A 21,991-nucleotide genomic window follows, 5' to 3' on the forward strand; every position below is an offset into this window, starting at 1 on the left:
GGGCGCGTCACACCCGCTCGGTCACAAGGGAGGCGACCAGCGCCGCCAGGTGCGAATCCAGCAACCACCAGATGCCGGCCAGCAGCAAACCCGCCGCCAGCAGGTGCAGCAGCGGCGCGCGCAGCCAGCCCGGCAACGGCTTGCGGCCCCGTGCGTCGATCCACGTGGGCAAGGCCTGATCCAGGGTCACTGGCGCCACTCGGGCGGTCAACTCGGCCATCAACTGCTGCCGCTCGGGGTGGTCTGGCTCCTTGTAGCGACCGAGAAAGCCCAGCATCAGGACGCGGTGATACACCCTCCGCACACTCGGGTCCGGAGACGGCTCGTGCAGCACTTCACGCATTTCTTCGTACAGAAACTGCCCCGCCTGATGACGTCCGAAGTAATGCGCCTGCAGCGGTTCATGGGTCCATCGGGCGCGGGCACTGGCATCCGCGTGGACCAGCACGGTTTCATCCAGCAGCGCACAGTGGGCGTGGCTGATGAAGTCGACACTGCGCTGGCTGACACCGGCCTGTTTGAGGGCATCGCGGACCTCCACCACGTACCGGGTGCACAGGTTCCACAGCGCATCGCTGTCCGGGGTGGACGCGCCATGGCGCAACTCGACCACCAGCAGGTAACTGTCCTGCAGCAGTTGATCAACATTGACGGGCTGGGTAGCCGACTGGCTTTTCATTGGCCGGCTCATGAGCGCAGTACCGCAAACAGCTCAAGCTTCACGTCCGGCAGCGTCGCCGGCACGTAGAACGCGCAGACCCCTTCGGCGAGCACCGCCTGACCGCTCGGATGGACAAAGTCGAGGGCGAAATACTGGTTCTCGAGACGCAGCGGAATCGCCGCCGGCACGTGACTGAGGGGCTGCAGCGGAACGCCGTCCAGCGCGGCATTGATCAACCGATCGACGTCGTCCGGGGTGCCGACCTTGCACAGCCGCGGGAACTGCGCCTGCAGTTGCGCCGGCGCCTCGCGGCAGCGCACCGACAGGTAAAAGTCAGCGGCGTCGGCCTCACGCAGGCGCGGGTCATTGAACGTCACTTGCCAGCGACCGGGGAGCACCCGCTCCAGCTCCAGGGCGATCACCCGCGACGGCAGACTGGCTTCGAGCAGCGTCGAGATCATCTGCATCAAGGGCGGAAACACCGTTTCCAGCGCTTCGTGACGGTAGGCCGGAATAGCGTCAACGTCGTGTTCGAGGGAAAACGTCAGTAGCGCCCCTGCCAGCTTCACCAGTTCCAGATAGACCTGCTCGGGATGGCGCGCCGGGCTGGCTTTGAAATCGGCGAGCACGGGTTGGTAGGTATTGAGCGCGTTGAGCAGCCAGAACAGCGAAACGTCGGCCACCGCGAAGTCGGCCATGCGCTGGTTGCTCTCACGGCGCATGCCCATCAAGCGTTGACGCTTGGACGCCAGCTGGGTCAGCAGATTATCCAGCTGAACCTGCAAGCCCGTATGCCCGGCGAAGCTCAACAACGGCGGAACGAACGCCTCGTCCAGGCACACCCGGCCCTGGCCGTCACGCACCAGCCGGGCCACGGAACAGGTCAGGTAATCGGCGTTGTCATCGCTGGCCAGACGCAGGCTGAGCAGGTGCTCGAGCACACCGATCGACTGTTGATCGTCGCCGTAGAGATCCTGCACCTGCCGCCAATCCTGGCGGTAACGCACCGGCCGGTCAGCGCGAGCGCCTTCGAACAGACAATTGCCACCGTTGGCCTGCTCCAGCGGCAGGCACAACAGCACCGTCGCGCCCTGCTCCGGGTGGATCTGAATCTGTTCGAGGGCCAGCGCGGCGGGCAGTCGATCAACGCTGTCGGTGTCGATCAAGGTGCCATCCGGCAACCGCACGCGCAGCGCGGACGCCTTGAGTTTGCCCAGCCGTAGCGCCTCACCATCGAAGGCCGCTGTCTGCACGCCCCACGGGTGAACCCGCGACAGATGGGCGATGCATTCGTTGGTCCAGGCTTCCCAGCGCGCTTGCTGCTGGAATTGCTGCTGGGACAACAGCGCCCCGGCAGCCCAGAGAGGTCGGTCGATTTTCATGTTGTGCTCACCTATGGCCGACGTCAGGTTTTGGCTTTGGGCATCTGGGAAACCAGCGAGAGATTCACGTCCATGCCTTCCACCTGGAAATGCGGCACGGCGTACAACTTCACGCGGAAGAAGCCGGGGTTATCGTCGATGTCCTCGACTGTTACCCGGGCGTCGCGCAGCGGATGCGAGGCCTGCAAGTCATCCCCCGGATCAGTCATTTCGGTGACCAGCCCGCTGATCCACTTATTCAGTTCCAGTTCCAGCAGACGCCGGTCTTTGGTGGTGCCGATGTTTTCCCGCTGAATCAATTTCAGATAATGAGCAATGCGCGACAGCAGAAAGATATAAGGCAGGCGCGAGTTGATGCGGCTGTTGGCCGTGGCATCGGCGGTGTCATACAACGCAGGCTTTTGTGTCGAATTGGCGGAGAAGAAACAGGCGTAGTCGCGATTCTTGTAATACGAAAGCGGAATAAATCCCAGGTTGGCGAATTCAAACTCCCGGGTTTCCGGAATCATCACCTCCGACGGGATCTTCACCTGACTGCCGGTGCCGAGGTCATATAAATGAATGGGCAGATCCGTCACGGCACCACCGGACTGTGGCCCGCGAATCTGCACACACCAGCCGTTTGCAACAAAACTCTTCACCATATTGGCAGCGAAGGCAAAAGACGCATTGGTCCACAGGTACTTACTGTGATCGGTGCCTTTGACACTTTCCACATAATTGAAGCTGCGCACTGGAATGGTGTCCGGCCCATAGGGCAACCGTCCCAGCACGCGCGGCATGGTCAAACCGATATAACGGGAATCGTCAGTGTCGCGGAATGACTTCCATTTGATGTATTCCGCACGATCAAAGTAATTACCGATGTCTTTGATGGCGGCCACTTCTTCCATGGTTTCCTTGCCGAAGAAGGCCGGCCCCACCGAACCAATGAACGGCATATGCGCTGCCGCCGCCACTTTCGATATATTGCGAAGCAGCGCGATATCCTGGGGACTGCGATCAAACTCATAACTGGAAACAGCCGCGGCAATGGGTTCACCGCCGGGCGTGTCGTATTCCTGGGTATAGGTGTGCATGTACAGACCGCTCTGGGCGATCTCGGGGGCATCTTCGAAATCCTGGACCAGATGGTCCTTGCTGATGTCCAGCAACTCGATGCGCACGTTCTGTCGGAAGTCCGTCTGATCGATCAGCGATTTAACGCCGCGCCACGTCGACTCCACCCGCTGGAAGTCCGGATGGTGCATGACGGCGTCGAGCTGGCGGCTGATCTGCGCGTCCAGCGAGGCGATGTGTTCGTCCAGCAGGGTTTTGTCGAGGCGCTGGACCTTGCGCGACGATGCCTTGAGCAGGTTGAGGAACACGCTGACTGCGGCGGTCACGCGCTCGTCGGCGGAGATCTCCGACAGCGCTTCGTTGTTCTGAAACGCGTCAATGTCGCCCAGGGACGAAACCGGACTGAGGTTGATTTTTGAAAACAGCGTGTTATAGACGCCGGTGCTTTCTTCGGACAAAACGGTGCCACCGCCTGATACTGCGCAAGAGTGTTTCGAGGACATGTTTGATACCTGCTATCAGAGACCCGGGTAATTAATGCTCTGGGGGTGCCGCGAGCATTGCCAGTTCGGCGCGTAACTCGTCACTGAGCGTTTCGTCTTTGACGATGCGTTCAAGCTCGTGACGGAAGGTTGCGTTGTCCAACAGGTTTGATTTGAGGTCGCGCAGCAAATTGCGGGTTGCCAGCAGCGCGCGCAATGACGGTATTTGTCTGGCCACGTGTTCCGGTTCAAAGTCTTTCATCTTTTCGAAATTCAAATCCACTGAAGCCTCCGAACCGTCGTCGGCAAAGGTATTTTCAACGGTGAGTTTCAATGCAGGGGCAAATTCTGCCAGCACACTGTCGACATTATTTTTATTGATATTGATCTTGGTACGTTCGGACAGGGGCCGATCTTCCCGGCCATTGCTGTAATCCCCGAGCACCATCAATTTCAGCGGCAATTCGACTTTTTTCTGCGCGCCGCCGGTGTGCAAATCGAGTTTTATATTGACCCGGGCTTTGGGCACTTCATTTTGAAAGCTGTTTGAAGCCATAACTCCTCCGTCGAAAATACCACACGTCACAAAGGGGAATATCGGGATCGCAGGGCCTTTTTATCAGCCGAACGTCCGCGACCCAAGCGGTCAAGTTTTAACAAGTGTGAGCAAAGAATGGGCTGATGAAGTTTTCATCGAATTCGGGAAGCGGCAAGGCTAATGCCCTACGAATAAAAACTCTACCCACAAAGACAGGTCGAGAGCTGTCCTACGGAAGTCTAGAAACTTTCCTACAAAGTAATCCCAGATAGTGGAACGGCTGCAGAATTAAAACTTGGCGCAATGCAGTGGCGGGGGATTTTAAAGTACAGATATAAAAAAACCGCAAGCGGTTGAACAGCATCAGCTGTGCAACACGCCTGCGGCTATTTCGAGCGAATGAATCAGAAGATGTAGTCGGTGGTCAGGAACGTCGACTCACGGTTATGAATGATGTCGCTGATCAGCGCCTTGTTGCTGTCCTGGAACTTGGTTGCCACCAGCGTGCGGATCGAGAACACGCGCAGTGCGTCGTGCACCGACAGGGTGCCCTCGGCCGAATTCTTGCGACCGTTGAACGGGAAGCTGTCAGGGCCACGCTGGCACTGGGCGTTGATGTTGATGCGCCCCACCTGATTGGCGAACGCATCGACCAGACGCCCGATCTGCTTGGAGTCGTTGCCGAAGATGCTCAACTGCTGGCCGAAGTCCGAATCCAGCACGTACTCGATCACCGTCTCCAGATCGCGGTACGCGACCACCGGCACCACAGGCCCGAACTGTTCTTCGTGATAGACGCGCATGTCCGGCGTGACCGGGTACAGCACCGCCGGGTAGAAGAACTGCCCGTGGGTCGTGCCGCCGCCTTCGTTGACCACCTTGGCGCCTTTGCTTACAGCGTCGTCCACCAGACCCTGCAGGTAGTCGGTCTTGCCAGGTTCAGGCAGCGGCGTCAGTGAGACGCCCGGCTCCCACGGCATGCCAGGCTTGAGCTGGGCGAGTTTTTCCTCGAACTTCTCGAGAAAACTGCCGACCACGTTTTCGTGCACGAAGAGGATCTTCAACGCCGTGCAACGCTGGCCGTTGAACGACAGCGAGCCGGTAATGGCTTCCGTCACCGCGTTGTCCAGATTCACATCCGGCAGCACAATGCCCGGGTTCTTCGCGTCCAGGCCCAGCGCGGCGCGCAGACGGTGCGGCTTGGGGTGGAGCTTTTTCAGAGCGCTGGCGGCCTTGTTGGTGCCGATGAAGGCAAACACGTCGATCTTGCCACTGGCCATCAGCGCGCTGACGGTCTCGCGGCCGCTGCCGTAGATCACGTTGATGACCCCGGCCGGGAAGCTGTCGCGGAACGCTTCGAGCAACGGGCGGATCAGCAGCACGCCGAACTTGGCAGGCTTGAACACCACGGTGTTGCCCATGATCAGGGCCGGAATCAGCGTGGTGAAGGTCTCGTTCAGCGGATAGTTGTAAGGGCCCATGCACAGGGTCACGCCCAATGGGACGCGGCGAATCTGGCCGAGGGTGTCCTGTTCCAGTTCGAAGCGGCTGGAGCGGCGGTCGAGTTCCTTGAGGGCATTGATCGTGTCGACGATGTAATCGCAGGTGCGGTCGAACTCTTTCTGCGAGTCCTTGAGGTTCTTGCCGATCTCCCACATCAGCAGCGTGACCACTGCATCACGCTGCTCGCGCATCAACTTGAGAAAGGTCTCGACGTGATGAATGCGGTCGGCGACGCGCATGGTCGGCCAGGCGCCCTGGCCCCGGTCGTAGGCGTTGACGGCGGCGTCCAGCGCAGTCATCGCGGTGTCGGCGTCCATCAATGGCGTGCTGCCCAGCACCACGGACTCCAGGCCCGCATCGGTCTTCAGCGAAACCGGGCTCAACACCGGCGCCAATGGCCCGTGCCACTGATGCAGTTCGCCGTTGACCAGGTAATCACGCTGCTCGATGGCGGGGCCTGCGCGAAACGGCTCAGGGATCTCGTCGGCGCGCGGGTACAGGTTGTCCAGGCGGTTTTGCAGGGTCATCTCATTTACCTCTTCCAGTCGGTCATCGTGCCAAACAGGCTGGACACACTACGCCACAGCCGCCGCCGAATGAAAAGCGTCGAGACACCTGTCACATCCGGGTGACATGCATCATGCATGGCGTCCCCACGCCAGAAGCCCGCCTACCCCACCGCCGTCTGGTTGCGCCCCGATGCCTTGGCCCGGAACAGCGCCTTGTCTGCGAGGGCCAGCAGCCCATGCAAGTCCTGATCGAGGTGGTTCAACGCTGCGACGCCCAGGCTCGCGGTCACACCTTCCTGGTGCTGGCAGGTGATGTCGGCGATGGCCGAGCGCAGTCTCTCGGCAATGACCCGGGCCACCTCGATCGGCGTGTTGGCCAACAGCAGCGCGAATTCCTCCCCGCCCAGGCGGCCGCTGACATCTGCGTCGCGCACGGATTGACGGATGACACTGCCGATCTGCCGCAAGACCTCGTCACCGGCCTGATGACCGTGGCAATCGTTGATGCGTTTGAAATGGTCGATGTCCAGCATCAGCGCGCAGAGCGGAAGATGGGCCTGCTTACAGGTTTCGTACACGCCTTCGGCCCGATGGAAGAAGGCACGGCGGTTTTGCAGTCCGGTCAGCTCGTCTGTCTGCGCGGCATGGGCGGCGATGCGATGGGCATGTTCCATTTCGCGGCTCAGGCGAAAAGCCCGTTCCATGGCCTGGCACAATTTGCGCGTCGCGCTGACCACGAATCCGGCAAAGATGAGCGACGCAACCGCCATCCCCTGTTGCGCGGTGTGGGGCTGCAACAGCAGCCAGATCGAGCACGGCATCAACACCAGCGCAATCGACACCAGGGTCATCGAGCGGTACGCCGAATAACAGGACACCGCACTCACCGACATACCCACGGCAAACAGCAGCACCAGCGTCTGGATCAGCAGATCCCCGGCCTGCATCAGCGCCAGCGCGCCGCTGCCCCAGATGCCGGCCGACAACACCAGCGTGGCCCAGTAAGTGGTTTCCCAGCGCTCGGGGGTCCGCGCGGTTTCCGGCACCCGAAAATAGGTGATTAACATGATCAGGCGCAAGGTGGTCGAGGCACCCAGCAGCCCCAGCCACCCGAGAATCAGCGAATGTTCCAGGCGCTCCCAGCAGATCCACGAGAGCATCGCGGCCGCCAGCGCGCTGCCGAACACAGAGAAAAAACTCTGACGGAAAAGCAACTGCAAACGATCGTTGCGCACTTGGGCCTGTATCAGGGCCTCGCGCGCCGGTTGAGAATCATGGAGGTACATCGAATTCGCCCGACCCTGGCACTGGAAATGGGCCGATTGTGGCATCGTGCTATGACGCTTAACAACTCGCGCGCCAATTAACTTACACCTAACGAAAAGCAGCGTCACAGATCGTTGCCGGACACCCCTTCAACCCCTCTGAAACGGGCGTTCCGGACGAGCGTCGTGGTTACTGACCCAATAGCTCGATCAGCCTCAGCGCATTCCCGGTAGCGGCGCCGCTGGCAGTGTTGTCAAAAATACACCACGTCGGCGCGCCGCTTTGCGATTCAGCCTTCAGCTCGGCGGCCAGACGGATCAGATAATCCTCCTCATAGGCGCTGTAATAAATGCGCGGCGCGCCGTGCAGTCGCCGGTAACTTAACCCCGGCCAGCCTGATGGCTGGCTGTCATTGCTCAGCCTGGACGGATCGACGCCAGCCTGGGCGACGCGGTAGTGCGTGAGCATCGGCTCGCCCTGCACCCAGCTTCCATGGCGCGGTTCAATGACCACCTGCCCCGCAAAGCGCTGGCGCAGCCGGGTGAAAAACACCTCCGCTGCCCGTGGCTCGAACGCCAGCGACGGCGGCAATTGCAACAACAGGCAGCCCAGCCGTTCGCCCAGCTCACCGCATTGCCCGAGGAATTCGTCCAGCGCCTGGTCGCTGTCCTGCAAGCGTTGTTCGTGGGAAATAAGCTTGGGAATTTTCACCGAAAAGCGAAAGTCCGCCGGCACCGAGTCGGCCCAGCGGGCGTAGGTTTGCGGACGATGGGGGCGGTAGAACGAGCTGTTGATTTCCGCCGTATTGAATTGCCGGGCGTAACGTTCCAAGTGGGTGCCGTCCCCCGGAAACGCTGGCGCATGCTCGCGGGCCAGACTCCAGCCGGCACAGCCCACGAAGATTCTGCCAGGCTTTTTCGAAAGAGCGCCGTCCAAAACCGCATCGTTCAAAACAGCACCTTCCCGGCTTCGCCCATGAAGATCTCTGCGGTCTTCGGCCCGATGCCGTCGAACGCCTGCAGGCGCCTTTCGAATTCGCGACGGTCGGCGCTGGCGGTGACCATCGCACTGACCGTGCCGCCATATTCATCCATCAGCTTGTGCGCCAATGCCAGCAGGCGCACGGCGGTGGACTCGTCGTACCGCGCGTAACCGCCCTCGCCCAGCATCCTCACCCGTTCCCGGTGGGTGTACGCCGCCAGTTTGCCGGGCGTGTCGCATCCGTGCCTGTCGACAATGACGTGATAGGTCTGTACCGCCGCCTGCGCCCGAATCCGCTTGCCCATGAGAAAACTGGCCAGCAGCCATTTGAACAGGGCATCTTCGCCGCCCCGCACAACGTCGATGCCCAGTTCCTGCGCTGTGATGTTCTTGCCCATGAACGCTCCTCGATCTCCACTGATCGAGTGACTTCCGGGGCAGTGGATGAGTTCGATATTTTGCTCAGGACCGAGATCGATAACCCTAGGCGTTGGATATCTGATTGATCCCGATGACCTCGCCGCTCCAGATCATTTCGTAGTGGGCGCTTTGCACAATGGAGGCGACGTGGCGCGGGGTCAGCAGTGCCCAGCAGCGATTGCCCGGCGAGCGCACCGAGTGGTAGCGCAGTCCGGGAATCCCGGCTTGCTTCGCGGCCTTGCCCAGCACATGGGATTGGGCGTAGTCGTCAGGCGCATAAACAGGATCGGAGAGCGGAATGGCAGTGGCGTCAACGCTGCCCTCTTCGCTGAAGTTGCAACTCAGGCAGCGGAACACGAAGCGCTCATACTTCAGCGCCGCGACCCGCGCCCAATAGAGCTGCTGATGATGGCGCACCTCGGCGATGGCCGTGTCGACCGTATCGGCCAGGTACAGCACGCCGAACTCGCCGCTGCTGAAGCGCGAGCCCGCTGGATTGACATGGGTGAACGGCGCGACGGCGTAGGAACACCCGGGAATGCCGAACGGGATTTCGGCCAGGGGAATCAGCTCGATCCGGCCGATTTCATTCTGCAGGCGCGGGTTGGTCAGCGCCTGGATGCGGTACAGCGTCTCGAACTCGGCGGCATCGGCGACATCGCTGAACAGCTCGATGGGCGGGAATTTCGAATTGACCAGGCGAAAGGCCTGCTGCGTCTCGCCGGCGAGTGTGGAAAGCGCGTCCGGCGTCACCATTGGGCGCCCCGGAGGGTGTCGATGCGGCGGAAGGTTTCGTACAGCGAGATCATGTCGCCCTGGGCCATGACGTCCAGGGGCTTTCTGCCGTTGAAGAATTCGTTGTGGTTTTCCATCGACGGGAAACCGTAGGCATTTTCGGGATTATCAAACAGGGTTCGCAGGGCGGCGTGGATGTTCAGCACGAAGCTGACCCGCTGCATCTGGTCCTGATCCAGCGCCACCGACCATTGTGCGTCGTCCTGGCGGGCGCGGGTATAAGTGCTTCGGGAGATGCGCAGAATCTGACAGGCCTGCTCGCTGTTGGCCTTCCATTTGTCCAGCACCCGCAACGCCGCCCGCAAACCGACCACGCACTCGGACTTCGAAAGTTGCCGCGCTGGAATGGCGATGGTCATGGGATTACCTCTTGATCACAACAAATGCTTTGTCTATAGACGCAACCTTAATTCATTTGAATCTATGGACGCAATGTCAAGTTTCATCAGGTGTAATTGTGGGCGCGCCACCTTCTCTCAGTAGGACCGGCTTCAGCCGGGAAGAGGCCTGCGCCAGCATCCTCACATCTGCAGTGTGCCACCTGACGTTTTCCCGGCTAAAGCCGGTCCTACGGTCGGGGTGATATCCAGCCCACTGAAATATACGACCCACAAGCCGCGATCCAGAGCCTTCAGGAACGTGAAAAAAATGTGAAAATTCATCTTAGTCACATCTGGTAATGATTCGCATCTTGATTCAGAATCGCGCTCCCCTCCGCGCTTTCAGGAATTTCCATTGTGATCCCTCGCCTCCCCGCCTCCTTTCTTATGGCCGGTGTCGTCACCGCCATGTCTGCCGCCCATGCAGCAGACGACGTCACGCTGCCGGCGATGCAGATCCAGGAGACCGCTGCACAGGATGACGGGCAAAGCGTGGGTTATCAGGGCAAACCGTCGTCGAGCACCACCAAGCTGGGGCTGACCAACAAGCAGACGCCCCAAGCGATCACCACCATCACCCGCGCGCAGATGAACGATTTCAAAATGAACGGGGTCAAGGACGCCCTGCGCTCGGCGCCGTCGGTAACCGTCGAGCAAAGCGAAAGCGATCGCACGGAGTTCACCTCCCGCGGCTTCGACATCGGCAGCTTCGAATACGACGGCATGGGCATGCCTTTCGCCCAGACGATCATGATCGGTGACCTGGACATGGCCGAGTTCGAGCAGATCGACGTGCTCCACGGCGCCAACGGTTTGATGAGCGGCACGGGCAATCCATCGGCCACGGTCAACTTCATCCGCAAGCGACCCACCCGGGATTTCCAGGCGCAGATCGACACCAGCGTGGGCTCGTGGGACAACCGGCGCATCGACGTCGACGTGTCAGGGCCATTGACCGACACAGGCAACGTGCGCGGCCGCTTTATCTATGCCCACGACAAGGGCAATTCGTGGATGGACCGCTACAGCCACGAGAAGAACGTCGCCGCCGGCCTGCTGGCGTTCGACCTGTCCGACGCTGACACCCTGACCGTGGGTTTCACCCAGCACAACAGCGATTCCAACGGCAGCACCTGGGGCAACCTGCCGCTGGTCGATATCAACAACAAGCCGATCCATTACAGCAGCCGCTCGTCCAACGTCGGCCAGCCGTGGACCTACTGGAACATGCACACCCAGCGGGCGTTCGCCGAATGGAAGCATGACTTCGGCAACGGCTGGAATGCCACGGTTACCGGTACCGGGATTACCGAGTACCAGGACACCAACATGCTGTACGTCTCGAGCGTCACCGATGACGACGCGTCGGTGTTCGCCGCTGATACCTCCAGCAAAGCGCACCAGTTGCTGGGCGAAGCAAAAGTCTCCGGGCCGTTCAGCCTGTTCGGCCGCGAGCACGAGCTGACCTTCGGCGCCGCCTACGGCCGCACGCACCAGAAAGCCCGGGAATACGACGCTGGCGGGGGCACCTACTACGACACCTCGTTCGCCGGCATTCTCGCCGGCAATACCCCTTCGCCGCAGTTTGACTACACCAGTGACGCCACCAACACGCAGAACTTTGAGGACCGGCAGAAGAGTCTGTTCGCCGGCGCGCGCTTTAGCCTGGCGGACGACCTGCACTGGATCGCCGGTGCGCGCATGCTCAGCGTCGACGGCACGGGCGAGAGCTATGGCACCGATCACTCGCAACGTGAACACGGCAAAGTCACGCCCTACACCGGTCTGGTGTATGACCTGACCCCGCAGTGGAGCGTGTACACCAGCTGGACGCAGATTTTCAATCCGCAGTACGGCACGGTCGGCGTCGACGGCAAAGTGCTCGCGCCGCTGGAAGGCAAAAGCCTGGAAGCCGGCATCAAAGGCAGCGTCATGGACGATCGCCTGAACCTGACCGCCGCGGTGTTCAAGACCAGGCAGAGCAACGTCCAGTCGGCGGACTTCATTGAAGTGGGCTCGCAGTTCCGCTATTTCACTGATGATTACAAAAGTCACGGCATCGAACTGGAAGCGTCGGGCGAGGCCCTGCCCGGACTCGACCTGCTGGCGGGTTACACCTACGTGCACATCGAAAACGACGATGGCGACAAAGCCCGCCGTTATGTGCCGACCCACGCCTTTCGTGGCATGGCCAGCTACCGGCTGCCCGGCCTGCCCCAAGCCAGGATCGGCACCCGGGTCAGCTGGCAGAGCGGGATTCAGAACGACACCTACAGCGTCATCCGCCAGAACGCCTACGCGCTGGTCGACCTGATGACCAGCTACGACATCGACAGCAACTGGAGCACGGCGCTGAACTTCAATAACGTTACCGACCGCAAATACCTGACCTCGCTGTACAGCGGCACCGCCAGCAACTACGGCGCCCCGCGCAACCTGACGGCATCGTTGACCTGGCGGTATTGATCCGCGCCGGTTTCCGTGCTGGCCGCAATGATGAATAGGCGACCAGCACCGCCCCCTGCAGGAGCGCGCTTGCCCGCGAAAGCGTCGTCACATCCAACATCCCCTTCAACTGACACACCGCCTTCGCGGGCAAGCGCGCTCCTACACTGAACGGCGTCGGGCGGGAACCTGTCGTTTGCCCAAAACCTTGGCCGAAGACGCTGATTCATCCGCGCCGTTGTCCCGTACTGGCGGCAGTGATAAATAGTGCCGCCAGCACCGCCCCTGTAGGAGCGCGCTTGCCCGCGAAGGCGTCGTCACATCCAACATCGCCGTCAACTGACACACCGCCTTCGCGGGCAAGCGCGCTCCTACACTCGTCGGCGTCGGGCGAGAACCTGTCGTTTGCCCCAAACCTTGGCCGAAGACGCTGATTTTCATCCGCGCCGTTGTCCGGTGCTGGCGGCAGTGATAAATAGTGCCGCCAGCACCGCCCCTGTAGGAGCGCGCTTGCCCGCGAAGGCATCGTCACATCCAACATCGCCGTCAACTGACACACCCCCTTCGCGGGCAAGCGCGCTCCTACACTCGTCGGCGTCGGGCGGGAACCTGTCGTTTGCCCAAAACCTTGGCCGAAGACGCTGATTTTCATCCGCGCCGTTGTCCGGTGCTGGCGGCATGATGAAGAGTGCGACTAATACCGACCCCTGTAGGAGCGCGCTTGCCCGCGAAGGCGTCGTCACATCCAACATCGCCGTCAACTGACACACCGCCTTCGCGGGCAAGCGCGCTCCTACACTCATCGGCGTCGGGCGGGAACCTGTCGTTTGCCCAAAACCTTGGCCGAAGACGCTGATTTTCATCCGCGCCGTTGTCCCGTACTGGCGGCAGTGATAAATAGTGCGACTAGAACCGGACCCTGTAGGAGCGCGCTTGCCCGCGAAGGCATCGTCACATCCAACATCGCTGCCAACTGACACACCGCCTTCGCGGGCAAGCGCGCTCCTGCACTGATTGGCGTCGGGCGGGAACCTGTCGTTTGCCCAAAACCTTGGCCGAAGACGCTGATTTTCATCCGCGCCGTTGTCCGGTGCTGGCGGCAGTGATAAATAGTGCCGCCAGCACCGCCCCTGTAGGAGCGCGCTTGCCCGCGAAAGCGTCGTCACATCCAACATCGCCGTCAACTGACACACCGTCTTCGCGGGCAAGCGCGCTCCTACACTCATCGGCGTCGGGCGCGATAGCGTCTTCTGCACCGGGTGGGGGCCGGCGAGGCCAGGCACCGGTATGAGAACTTTTTTAACGCGCTCGCTTGACTTCCCTTTTCCAATCAGTAAGATAGCGCGCATTCCGCGATAGCTCAGTTGGTAGAGCAAGTGACTGTTAATCACTGGGTCCCTGGTTCGAGTCCAGGTCGTGGAGCCAGACAGAAGTAAACGAAAAAGGCCAGCACTTAGCTGGCCTTTTTCGTTTCCGATCGCTTTCCCACAGGCGCTCCTTGGGTGAAGCATGAAGCGGGACTGCATCAGCCCCGCTCCGTCCCTGAATCAGGCTGTGGTGTAGCGCAGCCAGACCGCACCGCCGTCCTGAACCTCTGCCGATGTCAATTTCAAATGCGCCGGTTGTTTCCAGGCCTCGGTCGATACCTCGAACGACGCCGGGTGCTCGCCTCGCCCATCGATCAGCGGCAGGATCAGCACACTGACTTCGTCGACCAGCCCGGCGTTGACGAACGAGCCGCTGACATGGGGGCCGCCCTCGACGATCAAACGCTTGCAGCCCAGCTCGCTCGACAGGATCTGCACAACCTGCTGCAGATCGATCTCGGTTTTCCCGGCGAAAATGTAAGACACCTGAATGGACTGCAGGTACGCCAGATAGTCATCCGACACGCCTTCGGTCACCACTTCGACCACGTGGGAATCCAGCGCCTGATTGTTCTTCCAGCCCACCTTGCCCTGAGGGTCGATGGACACGGCGTAAGCCTTGGCGTTGCGATCGGCGAAGTAATGGCTGCGCTCGATCGGGCCAGTGGCCAGACCCTTTGGATAGCCCTCGTCGTGGGCGATTTCCTGCATGGTTACGCGCCCACAGATCCAGGCGTGGAACGCGAACGTCTGGGCGAGCTTTTCGTACAGATCGCCGGCGTCCTTCTTGAACGCTCGATCCCAGCCGTCAGTGAGGGCGTGGCCGTCGAGGGAAGACATCATGTGGCAAATGACATAAGGCTGCATGGCAGGCTCCAGGCTGATAAGTGTGTAAAGCCGACCCGGATCGCGCGGAAATAGTTCACCCCGTGACCTGTTTTGCCCTTCCCACCCAGCGCCCATCATTGCCGGTGATGTAGACCATGAAGCCTATTGTCTTCAGCTTCGGCAGGGCTCGCGTAACATCGCGTCATCCCAGACCCGACACGGACTCACGACCATGACCCTGCATATCATCAATGCCCTCGCCCTCACCGCTGTTACCGTTTTCCTGGTCAACCGCGCGTTCGCCCTGTACGACCTGATCAATGCCGCCACGGTGTCCGAGCATCACTAAGGCCTGACAGGCTGACGCGACAACGATTCGAGCAAGGCACCGAAATGCCAGGCCACAATGGCCTGGCGGTCCCGCGATTATCGGCGGCTTAACTGTTCAGCGACCTATTTTTACCTGCTTAGAAATTCGCCTGCAGCGCCCCAAGCCCCCCCTCGTAAATCCCCTTGAACAATTCCTCGACTTCCCCATCGGAAACACCGTCGGCGGTGAAAACGCCTGACCATTCCACCCAGGTGCTGTCGGCGCCGTCCTCTTTGACTTTGAACGTCGCCAGATAGTCCTTGATTGGAAACGGTCCCTTGTCGATGGAATAGCTGTAAGTGCGCGCATTATTGTCGTAGGTCTGCAGACGCTCGGTGATTTCAGCGCCGTCGTCGGTGATCAAGTGACGGACGCGCCCGCCTTCCTGTGCCTCGCTTTTCTTGATGAAGGGCAGCCAGTCGTTCAATGACAGGAAGCCGCCGGTCAGCGCCCAGACCTTGTCGGCCGAGACCGGAATATGAATGGATGCAGATGCTTGAGCCATGATGTTCTCCAGAAACGGGGCAGCGACCGATCAGCCAGCGCTGGATGGCGTGGCCGGGCCGCGCCTCTCTAATAAGGGGTAACCGCGAGCAATTTTGTCACGGTTACCGCTGCTTCGGGAGGGTGCGCGCCGCAAAAGGCGGCGCCGAGAGGGTTACTTGGCGGTGAAGGCCGAGTAGCTGTTCATCAGGTTACGGTAGTTCGGAATGCGCTGGGACAGCAGGTTCGCCAGGCCTTCCATGTCATTGCGCCAGTCGCCCTGCAGCTCGCAGGCCACCGAGAACCAGTTCATCAACTGCGCGCCGGCGGCGGTCATGCGCGCCCACGCGGCTTTTTGCACCACGTCGTTGAACGTGCCCGACGCATCGGTGACCACGAACACGTCGAAGCCTTCTTCCAGCGCACACAGGGTCGGGAATGCCACGCAGACGTCAGTCACGACGCCGGCGATGATGATCTGCTTGCGGCCGGTGGCCTTGATCGCTTTAACGAAGTCTTCATTGTCCCAGGCGTTGATCTGGCCTGGACGGGCGACGTACGGCGCGTCCGGGAACATCGCCTTGAGCTCGGGCACCCGCGGGCCGTTCGGGCCGGTTTCGAAACTGGTGGTGAGGATGGTCGGCAGCTTGAAGAACTTGGCGCAGTCGGCCAGGGCCAGCACATTGTTCTTGAACTCGTTCGGCGTGAAATCCTGCACCAGTGAGATCAGGCCGGTCTGGTGATCGACCAGCAGAACGACGGCATCATCTTTGTTCAGACGCTTGTAGGGAACGGTCATGATTGACTCCATTGAGTGGGTGACGGATGAGTACAAGGGCCAGCGCATCACGCTGACGGAGAGCCCCGTCGGTCGGTGCCGACGAGGCTTTTCATGCTCTTTTCAATTGCCCATTTCAGGCGCTGATCAGAAGGCGAAACACGAACAGCCAAACGCACCCCAGAAACCCTGAAAGTCGCTGACCGGTACTTTCGACTGACGCGCTTTGTCGTGGCTGTGGGCATGGACGCCGCAGGGTCCGCTGCACTGGTGAACCGCCGCGGCCATGGGTGCGCCCTGGCGCCAGTGGCCCGGGACTTTGGAAACCGGCGACCAGTCCGGCAGCACCGGCACACTCGGCGGCGCCAGATCGTCGAACTCGCCGGCGCCGTACACCACCTTGCCGTCGACGATGGTCAGCACCGACTCGATCCACTTGATCGACTCTTCCGGCACGCTGAAAAAGTCCTGGGACAGCGCCACCACGTCCGCCAGCTGGCCAACCTTGATCTGACCTTTCTTGCCCTGTTCGGAGGAAAACCAGGCGCTGCCACGGGTGAACAGCTCCAGCGCGGTTTCCCGGGACAAGCCTTCCGGGTACAGCGCCAGGCCGCCGACGGTGCGGCCGCTGACCATCCAGTACAACGAAGTCCACGGGTTGTAGCTCGACACGCGGGTGGCGTCGGTCCCAGCGCCGACCGGCACGCCTTCGGCCAGCATGCGTTTGATCGGCGGCGTGTGTTCGCCGGCCTTGGCACCGTAGCGCTCGACGAAGTACTCGCCCTGGAAGGCCATGCGGTCCTGAATCGCGATGCCGCCGCCCAGCGCCTTGACCCGCTCGATGTTCTTCGGCGTGATGGTTTCGCAGTGGTCGAAGAACCACGGAATACCGTTGAACGGGATGTCGCGATTGACCTTCTCGAACACGTCGAGCATGCGCGAAATCGATTCGTCGTAAGTGGCGTGCAAGCGGAACGGCCAGCGGTGCTCGACCGGCCGGCAAATCCGGGCGCGGCTCGAGGAAGTCTTCGAAATCCGCGGCCGAGAAGGTCAGCATCTCGCCAGCGCCGTTGTGGCGCAGGAAGTCATCGCCCTGGTGCAGCGTGACGGTGTTGGTCCAGTGCTTGAAGTCTTCCAGCTCTTCCTTGGGCTTCTGGGTGAACAGGTTGTAGGCGATGCGCACGGTCAGCTGTTTGGCCTCGGCCAGTTGCGTGATGACGGCGTAATCGTCCGGGTAATTCTGATAACCGCCGCCGGCGTCGATGGCGCTGGTCAGGCCTAAACGGTTCAGCTCGCGCATGAACTGGCGCGTCGAGTTGATCTGGTACTCCAGCGGCAGCTTCGGCCCCTTGGCCAGGGTCGAATAGAGAATCATCGCGTTGGGCTTGGCCACCAGCATGCCGGTCGGGTCGCCATTGCTGTCGCGGACGATCTCGCCACCCGGCGGGTTCGGCGTGTCACGGGTGTAACCGGCGACCCGCAGCGCGGCGCGGTTGAGCAGCGCGCGGTCGTACAAATGCAGGACGAACACCGGGGTGTCGGGGGCGGCCTGATTGAGTTCTTCGAGGGTCGGCATGCGTTTTTCGGCGAACTGGAATTCGTTCCAGCCACCGACCACGCGCACCCATTGCGGTGTTGGCGTGCGGTCGGCCTGGGCCTTGAGCATGCGCAACGCGTCGGCCAGGGACGGTACGCCTTCCCAGCGCAGCTCGAGGTTGTAATTGAGCCCGCCACGGATCAGGTGCAAGTGCGAGTCGTTGAGGCCCGGAATCACCGTGCGCTTGTGCAGGTCGATGACCTGCGTGGCCGGGCCGCGCTGGGCCATGATCTCGGCGTCGGTGCCCACGGCGACGAATTTTCCGCCGCTGATGGCCACGGCACTGGCCTTGGGTTTTTCCTGGTCCACCGTGTGGAAATTACCGTTGAAGAGAATCAGATCGACGTTCATCGCGCCTCCGTTGGCAGAAGAGTGGGACGCCCCGACAGCAAGGCCGGTGGCAGGCATGGAAGAAACACTGCGGCGGCCGCGCCGAGCAACGAGCCTTTGGCGACGAAACGGCGGCGGTCGCTGGAAGACGGTTGATCGGCGTCGTCATCCTTCATGATCGGCTCCGGCCACAGGCGCGGGCCGGGCATTCAGCCACGGCGCAAACAGCCGCGTCGCCCGGGGCATCAGCACGTACACCACCAGCAAAACGATGGTCACGGTGACCAGCGCGGTGCTGATGATGTAATTGGCCAGCAGCGGATAGAGGCGGAACACCGGTCCCCAGACCAGCGGGATCAACAGGGTCAGCGGGCAGATCACCAGGAAGGTCACGCAGGCCTGTTTCCAGCGCGGCGGCGGATTTTCGGCGGCGGGGACGAACCAGAATTCGTTATGCGGGTTGACCTCGGTGAGGTCGCCGTCGGCCAGCATGGGCGACGCTTCGGCCACCAGCTCGCGGCGGTGGGACGAGTCGAGCCAGCGGTGCATGGCATCGGTCGAGCAGAATCGCAGCACGCAGGTGAACATGTGCAGGCCGTCGGCTTTGCCGCGTATGACGTCCACGCCCAGATGCCCCGGATAACTGGCCGCCATGGCAACGATGCGCCGCAGCCAGGCTTCGTACTGGGCTTCGAGGCCGGCCTTGATGCGGTGCTTGACCACCAGGGTGACGATTTCATCGGCGGACAGTTTCGACGTCGGGACGATGTCGGCGGTCGTGGCGTAATCAGGCATAGCGAAGCGCTCCAGGCAAACCACGGTTGAGCGCCAGACGACCGGGTCCGGCGATCAGCACACTGGTGAAGATGATCAGTAATAACCAGCCGAACTGGCCCTGTTCGACGCTCCACTCGCTGTGCACCACGACGAGCGCGACCAGCAGCAGGATGAGAATAGGCAGGCAGGCCAGTCGCGCCAGTACGCCGGTGAGAATCAGCAACGGGCAGAGGACTTCGGCGAAGATGGCGATGCTCAGGGTCAGGGTGGCGCCGAGGTGGAACGGGTCTTCGATGAGGGTCAGTTGGGTGTTGAAGTCGAGGAGCTTGGGCAGGCCGTGGACGAAGAGCAGGAACAGCGCGCCGGCGGATCTGAGGAAGAGCAGCCCGAGGTCTTGTGCGCGGTCGTTGCAGGTTGAATAGGTCATTGCCCACCTTTGATCTCTTGGGCCACGACTTGCGGAGTATGTGGCCAATGGATTCAGTGTGGCGGGGCGATGGGGGTGGGTATTGAACAGACGTGCTTTTGAGGAGCCAGATCAAGATCCTTAAGATCAAGAGCGTCGGCCTAACGGCCTCGGTTTCGCCTTCGGCGAGTTACTTGGAAAAGCACCCCAAGTAACCAAGGGTGCTTGCTCCTGGTTGGGTTCCTCCTTCGTCGGAATACCCTCACTCCGACGACGCTCCGTGGGCCCGCGCCGAACGGACATCCATGTCCTGACGGCGCTCTCGCGGCATCCATGCCGCTCGGCCCACTCCGCGTCGTCTGCGTGCGGCCTGCACCCAAGTCGCGATAGGTGGTGTCTGGGCTGGCTATGTAAGAGGATCAAGATCAAAAGCAGATCGAGAGCAGATCAAGGGCTTCCCGGCTAAAGCCAGTCCTACTGAGCACGTGTTGTTTCGACGATGTTTGATCGGTCACCGTCGTACCCGAACGAACGCATTTTTTCGTAGGAGCCGGCTTGCTGGCGAATGCATTCTGTCAGTCGGCATATTCATACCTGACCCACCGGGTTCGCCAGCAAGCCGGCTCCTACAGTGAGTATGCGTGCAGTCAGTGGGCCCGACGGCGCCCCCTGTAGGACCGGCTTTAGCCGGGAAGCTTTTGCTTTTGATCCAGTACGCAAAAATTCCAAACGACACCCATCGCGACTTGGGTGCAGGCTGAACGCAGGTCTCGCGGAGTGGACCTAGCGGCATGGATGCCGCGAGAGCCGCCCCCCGCCATGGATGGCGGATGGCGGCGGGCCCACGGAGCGAGACCGGAGTGAAGGAACCCTGACGAAGGAAGGGCCCAACCAGGAGCAAGCACCCTTGGTTACTTGGGGTGCTTTTCCAAGTAACTCGCCGAAGGCGAAACAGTCTGCCCCCAGGCAGACGCTCTTGATCTTGAAGGCCGGGCGCTACGGCAAAGGCCGCGTCTCCTGAGACATGAACTCAGTAATCCGCGAGCGCAGCCAGCGCTCGGCCGGGTCGTTGTCGTGCACGCCCGCCCACACCATCGACAACTCAGCAGGCGCAATGGGGAATGGCGGATCCTCCGCGCGCAACGCGCAGCCTTCAATCAAAGCGCAGGCCGCGTAATCGGGCACCGTCGCGATCAGCTCGGTGCCCGCCAGCAACGCCCGCAGCCCGCTGAATTGCGGCACCGCCACCACCACCCTCCTCGCCCGCCCGACTTTCGCCAGGTCAATGTCGATGTTGCCGCTCAAATCACCGGAAAACGACACCATGGTGTGCGGCCGCTGGCAAAATTCGTCCAGCGTCAACGGCTCGGGGCGTTTGTCGCCGCGCAGGACCTTGACGCCAATGTCGCGCAGCTTCTTGCGCTTGGCGTTGGCCGGCAGTTCGGTGGTGTAGCTGATGCCCACCGAAATTTCACCGGAGGCCAGCAGCGCCGGCATCAGCAGGAAGTTGGCACGGCGCACCACCACGATAATGCCCGGCGCTTCTTCGCGCAGGCGGTTGAGCAAGGGCGGGAACAGACCGAACTCGGCGTCGTCCGACAAGCCGATGCGGAAGATGTCGCAACTGGTCGCCGGATCGAATTCCTTGGCCCGGCTCACCGCCCCGGAAATGGTGTCCAGCGCTGGCTGCAGTTCCTTGAGAATCGCCAGCGCCCGGGCGGTCGGCTCCATGGCGCGACCGTTGCGCAGCAGCAAGGGGTCGTCGAACAAATCGCGCAGCCGCGCCAGTGCCGCACTGATCGCCGGCTGGCCCATGAACAGCTTCTCCGCCACCCGCGTCAGGTTGCGCTCGAACATCAGCGCTTCGAAGATCACCAGCAGGTTCATGTCGACGCGGCGCAGGTCGTTGCGGTTCATTCAGCGATTCCGTTGGGGGATTTCAATGGGCCGTTTTCGGGAGGCCTGACGACGCCAGACCGGCGCAGGTATACACAGCCGCTCAAGGCGTGTCTTGAACATCGGTGCTGTCACCCGTCAAACGCAGTGGCAAGGCTAGCCATCCTCAACAGGCGTGCACGCTCTGCGCCACACGCCCTGTGGGCGGCGACAGGGTCATGGTGCGTCGCCAGCTGAACGGGGTCAGCCCCACCACGCGGGTGAACACCCGGGTGAAATGGGACTGATCGGCGAAGCCACAATCCAGGCTGATCTGCGAGATAGTCAGCACTGACTCGCCGAGCAAGGCCCGGGCCTTTTCCAGGCGCATCTGCAAGAACCAGTCGCGGGGCGAGAGCCCGGTGTTCTTCTTGAATGCGCGGGAGAAATGACTCCGCGACAACGAACACTCGGCGGCAATGCGGGCGATGGACAGGCCTTTGTCCATCTGGCTGGACATCAAGTCCTTGGCCCGGCGCTCCTGCCACGGCGACAGTGCGACGCGTTCGAGAACGGATTCATGGTTCAGCGAGGGGTTGAATGCAGTCATGCCAGGCGCTCCAGCTTCACAGTCAGCGGTGAGTGAAGTGTCTAGAGCGCGGTTCTTAAAGTCCTTCTCGGGGTATTAAACGTTCTGAAAAGTGGTACGACGTCGTGCCTCGCTGCAGTGCGCCGAGCCACTTTTCAGAACATTTCAGA

The 21,991-nt window shown here is 61.2% G+C and carries 19 protein-coding genes, 1 tRNA gene and 1 pseudogene; 2 read left to right on the forward strand and 19 right to left on the reverse strand.

The window, feature by feature from the left end; all coding sequences use genetic code 11:
- Positions 1–7: 7 nt before the first annotated feature.
- The 10 genes from tssL to EC919_RS02795 all read right to left on the reverse strand — a co-directional run bounded on the left by tssL (position 8) and on the right by EC919_RS02795 (position 9,955).
- On the reverse strand, positions 8–679 hold the full coding sequence (tssL, locus tag EC919_RS02750) for a type VI secretion system protein TssL, short form (RefSeq protein ID WP_133771006.1): 672 nt from the start codon (positions 677–679) through the stop codon (positions 8–10).
- Between the two features lie 8 nt (positions 680–687).
- Positions 688–2,043, reverse strand: coding sequence for a type VI secretion system baseplate subunit TssK (tssK, locus tag EC919_RS02755; RefSeq protein ID WP_133771007.1), 1,356 nt, complete (start codon positions 2,041–2,043; stop codon positions 688–690).
- 23 nt (positions 2,044–2,066) lie between these two features.
- Positions 2,067–3,605, reverse strand: coding sequence for a type VI secretion system contractile sheath large subunit (tssC, locus tag EC919_RS02760; RefSeq protein WP_133771008.1), 1,539 nt, complete (start codon positions 3,603–3,605; stop codon positions 2,067–2,069).
- Between the two features lie 31 nt (positions 3,606–3,636).
- Entirely contained in the window at positions 3,637–4,140 is a 504-nt protein-coding gene (tssB, locus tag EC919_RS02765; RefSeq protein WP_133771010.1) for a type VI secretion system contractile sheath small subunit, read from the reverse strand.
- 386 nt (positions 4,141–4,526) lie between these two features.
- Entirely contained in the window at positions 4,527–6,152 is a 1,626-nt protein-coding gene (locus tag EC919_RS02770; protein ID WP_133771012.1) for an NADP-dependent glyceraldehyde-3-phosphate dehydrogenase, read from the reverse strand.
- Between the two features lie 143 nt (positions 6,153–6,295).
- On the reverse strand, positions 6,296–7,420 hold the full coding sequence (locus tag EC919_RS02775) for a GGDEF domain-containing protein (protein WP_133771014.1): 1,125 nt from the start codon (positions 7,418–7,420) through the stop codon (positions 6,296–6,298).
- Between the two features lie 169 nt (positions 7,421–7,589).
- Positions 7,590–8,351, reverse strand: coding sequence for a DUF72 domain-containing protein (locus tag EC919_RS02780; protein WP_243842196.1), 762 nt, complete (start codon positions 8,349–8,351; stop codon positions 7,590–7,592).
- Positions 8,348–8,779, reverse strand: a complete 432-nt coding sequence (locus EC919_RS02785; RefSeq protein ID WP_133771016.1) for a DNA methylase — start codon at positions 8,777–8,779, stop codon at positions 8,348–8,350. Before EC919_RS02785 ends, EC919_RS02780 begins: the two co-directional genes overlap by 4 nt.
- Positions 8,780–8,864: 85 nt before the next feature.
- Positions 8,865–9,557 (reverse strand): RES family NAD+ phosphorylase, encoded by a 693-nt coding sequence (locus EC919_RS02790; RefSeq protein WP_133771018.1) that lies wholly within the window; start codon positions 9,555–9,557, stop codon positions 8,865–8,867.
- Complete coding sequence (locus tag EC919_RS02795; RefSeq protein ID WP_133771021.1) at positions 9,551–9,955, reverse strand: antitoxin Xre-like helix-turn-helix domain-containing protein; 405 nt, start codon at positions 9,953–9,955, stop codon at positions 9,551–9,553. Before EC919_RS02795 ends, EC919_RS02790 begins: the two co-directional genes overlap by 7 nt.
- A 408-nt stretch (positions 9,956–10,363) precedes the next feature.
- On the opposite strand from EC919_RS02795, the gene EC919_RS02800 reads away from it, so the two are divergent.
- Positions 10,364–12,442: a TonB-dependent siderophore receptor gene (locus EC919_RS02800; protein ID WP_432213786.1), complete on the forward strand. Its 2,079-nt coding sequence runs from the start codon at positions 10,364–10,366 to the stop codon at positions 12,440–12,442.
- Positions 12,443–13,770: 1,328 nt separating this feature from the next.
- Positions 13,771–13,846, forward strand: a tRNA-Asn gene (locus tag EC919_RS02805).
- A 122-nt stretch (positions 13,847–13,968) separates the two neighbouring features.
- Here the strand turns inward: EC919_RS02805 and EC919_RS02810 are convergent.
- The 9 genes and pseudogenes from EC919_RS02810 to EC919_RS02855 all read right to left on the reverse strand — a co-directional run bounded on the left by EC919_RS02810 (position 13,969) and on the right by EC919_RS02855 (position 21,842).
- Positions 13,969–14,655, reverse strand: coding sequence for a RibD family protein (locus EC919_RS02810; RefSeq protein ID WP_133771023.1), 687 nt, complete (start codon positions 14,653–14,655; stop codon positions 13,969–13,971).
- Between the two features lie 428 nt (positions 14,656–15,083).
- The gene (locus tag EC919_RS02815) at positions 15,084–15,491 is read right to left on the reverse strand and encodes an SRPBCC family protein (RefSeq protein WP_133771025.1); all 408 of its coding nucleotides are present in this window, start codon (positions 15,489–15,491) and stop codon (positions 15,084–15,086) included.
- 153 nt (positions 15,492–15,644) lie between these two features.
- Positions 15,645–16,268, reverse strand: coding sequence for an isochorismate family cysteine hydrolase YcaC (gene ycaC, locus EC919_RS02820; RefSeq protein WP_133771027.1), 624 nt, complete (start codon positions 16,266–16,268; stop codon positions 15,645–15,647).
- 126 nt (positions 16,269–16,394) lie between these two features.
- Positions 16,395–18,195: pseudogene (locus tag EC919_RS02825) on the reverse strand (amidohydrolase).
- Positions 18,192–18,350, reverse strand: coding sequence for a twin-arginine translocation signal domain-containing protein (locus EC919_RS02830; RefSeq protein WP_166650474.1), 159 nt, complete (start codon positions 18,348–18,350; stop codon positions 18,192–18,194). The pseudogene EC919_RS02825 and the gene EC919_RS02830 overlap by 4 nt, the downstream one beginning before the upstream one ends.
- On the reverse strand, positions 18,340–18,969 hold the full coding sequence (locus EC919_RS02835) for an antibiotic biosynthesis monooxygenase (RefSeq protein ID WP_133771031.1): 630 nt from the start codon (positions 18,967–18,969) through the stop codon (positions 18,340–18,342). The genes EC919_RS02830 and EC919_RS02835 overlap by 11 nt, the downstream gene beginning before the upstream one ends.
- Positions 18,962–19,378 (reverse strand): DoxX family protein, encoded by a 417-nt coding sequence (locus EC919_RS02840; RefSeq protein ID WP_133771033.1) that lies wholly within the window; start codon positions 19,376–19,378, stop codon positions 18,962–18,964. Before EC919_RS02840 ends, EC919_RS02835 begins: the two co-directional genes overlap by 8 nt.
- 975 nt (positions 19,379–20,353) lie before the next feature.
- Positions 20,354–21,274 (reverse strand): LysR family transcriptional regulator, encoded by a 921-nt coding sequence (locus EC919_RS02850; RefSeq protein WP_133771037.1) that lies wholly within the window; start codon positions 21,272–21,274, stop codon positions 20,354–20,356.
- Between the two features lie 145 nt (positions 21,275–21,419).
- Positions 21,420–21,842, reverse strand: coding sequence for a helix-turn-helix domain-containing protein (locus EC919_RS02855; RefSeq protein WP_133771039.1), 423 nt, complete (start codon positions 21,840–21,842; stop codon positions 21,420–21,422).
- Positions 21,843–21,991 lie beyond the last annotated feature (149 nt).

It is taken from the genome of Pseudomonas graminis (assembly GCF_004364335.1).
Taxonomy (GTDB): Bacteria; Pseudomonadota; Gammaproteobacteria; order Pseudomonadales; family Pseudomonadaceae; genus Aquipseudomonas; species Aquipseudomonas graminis_D.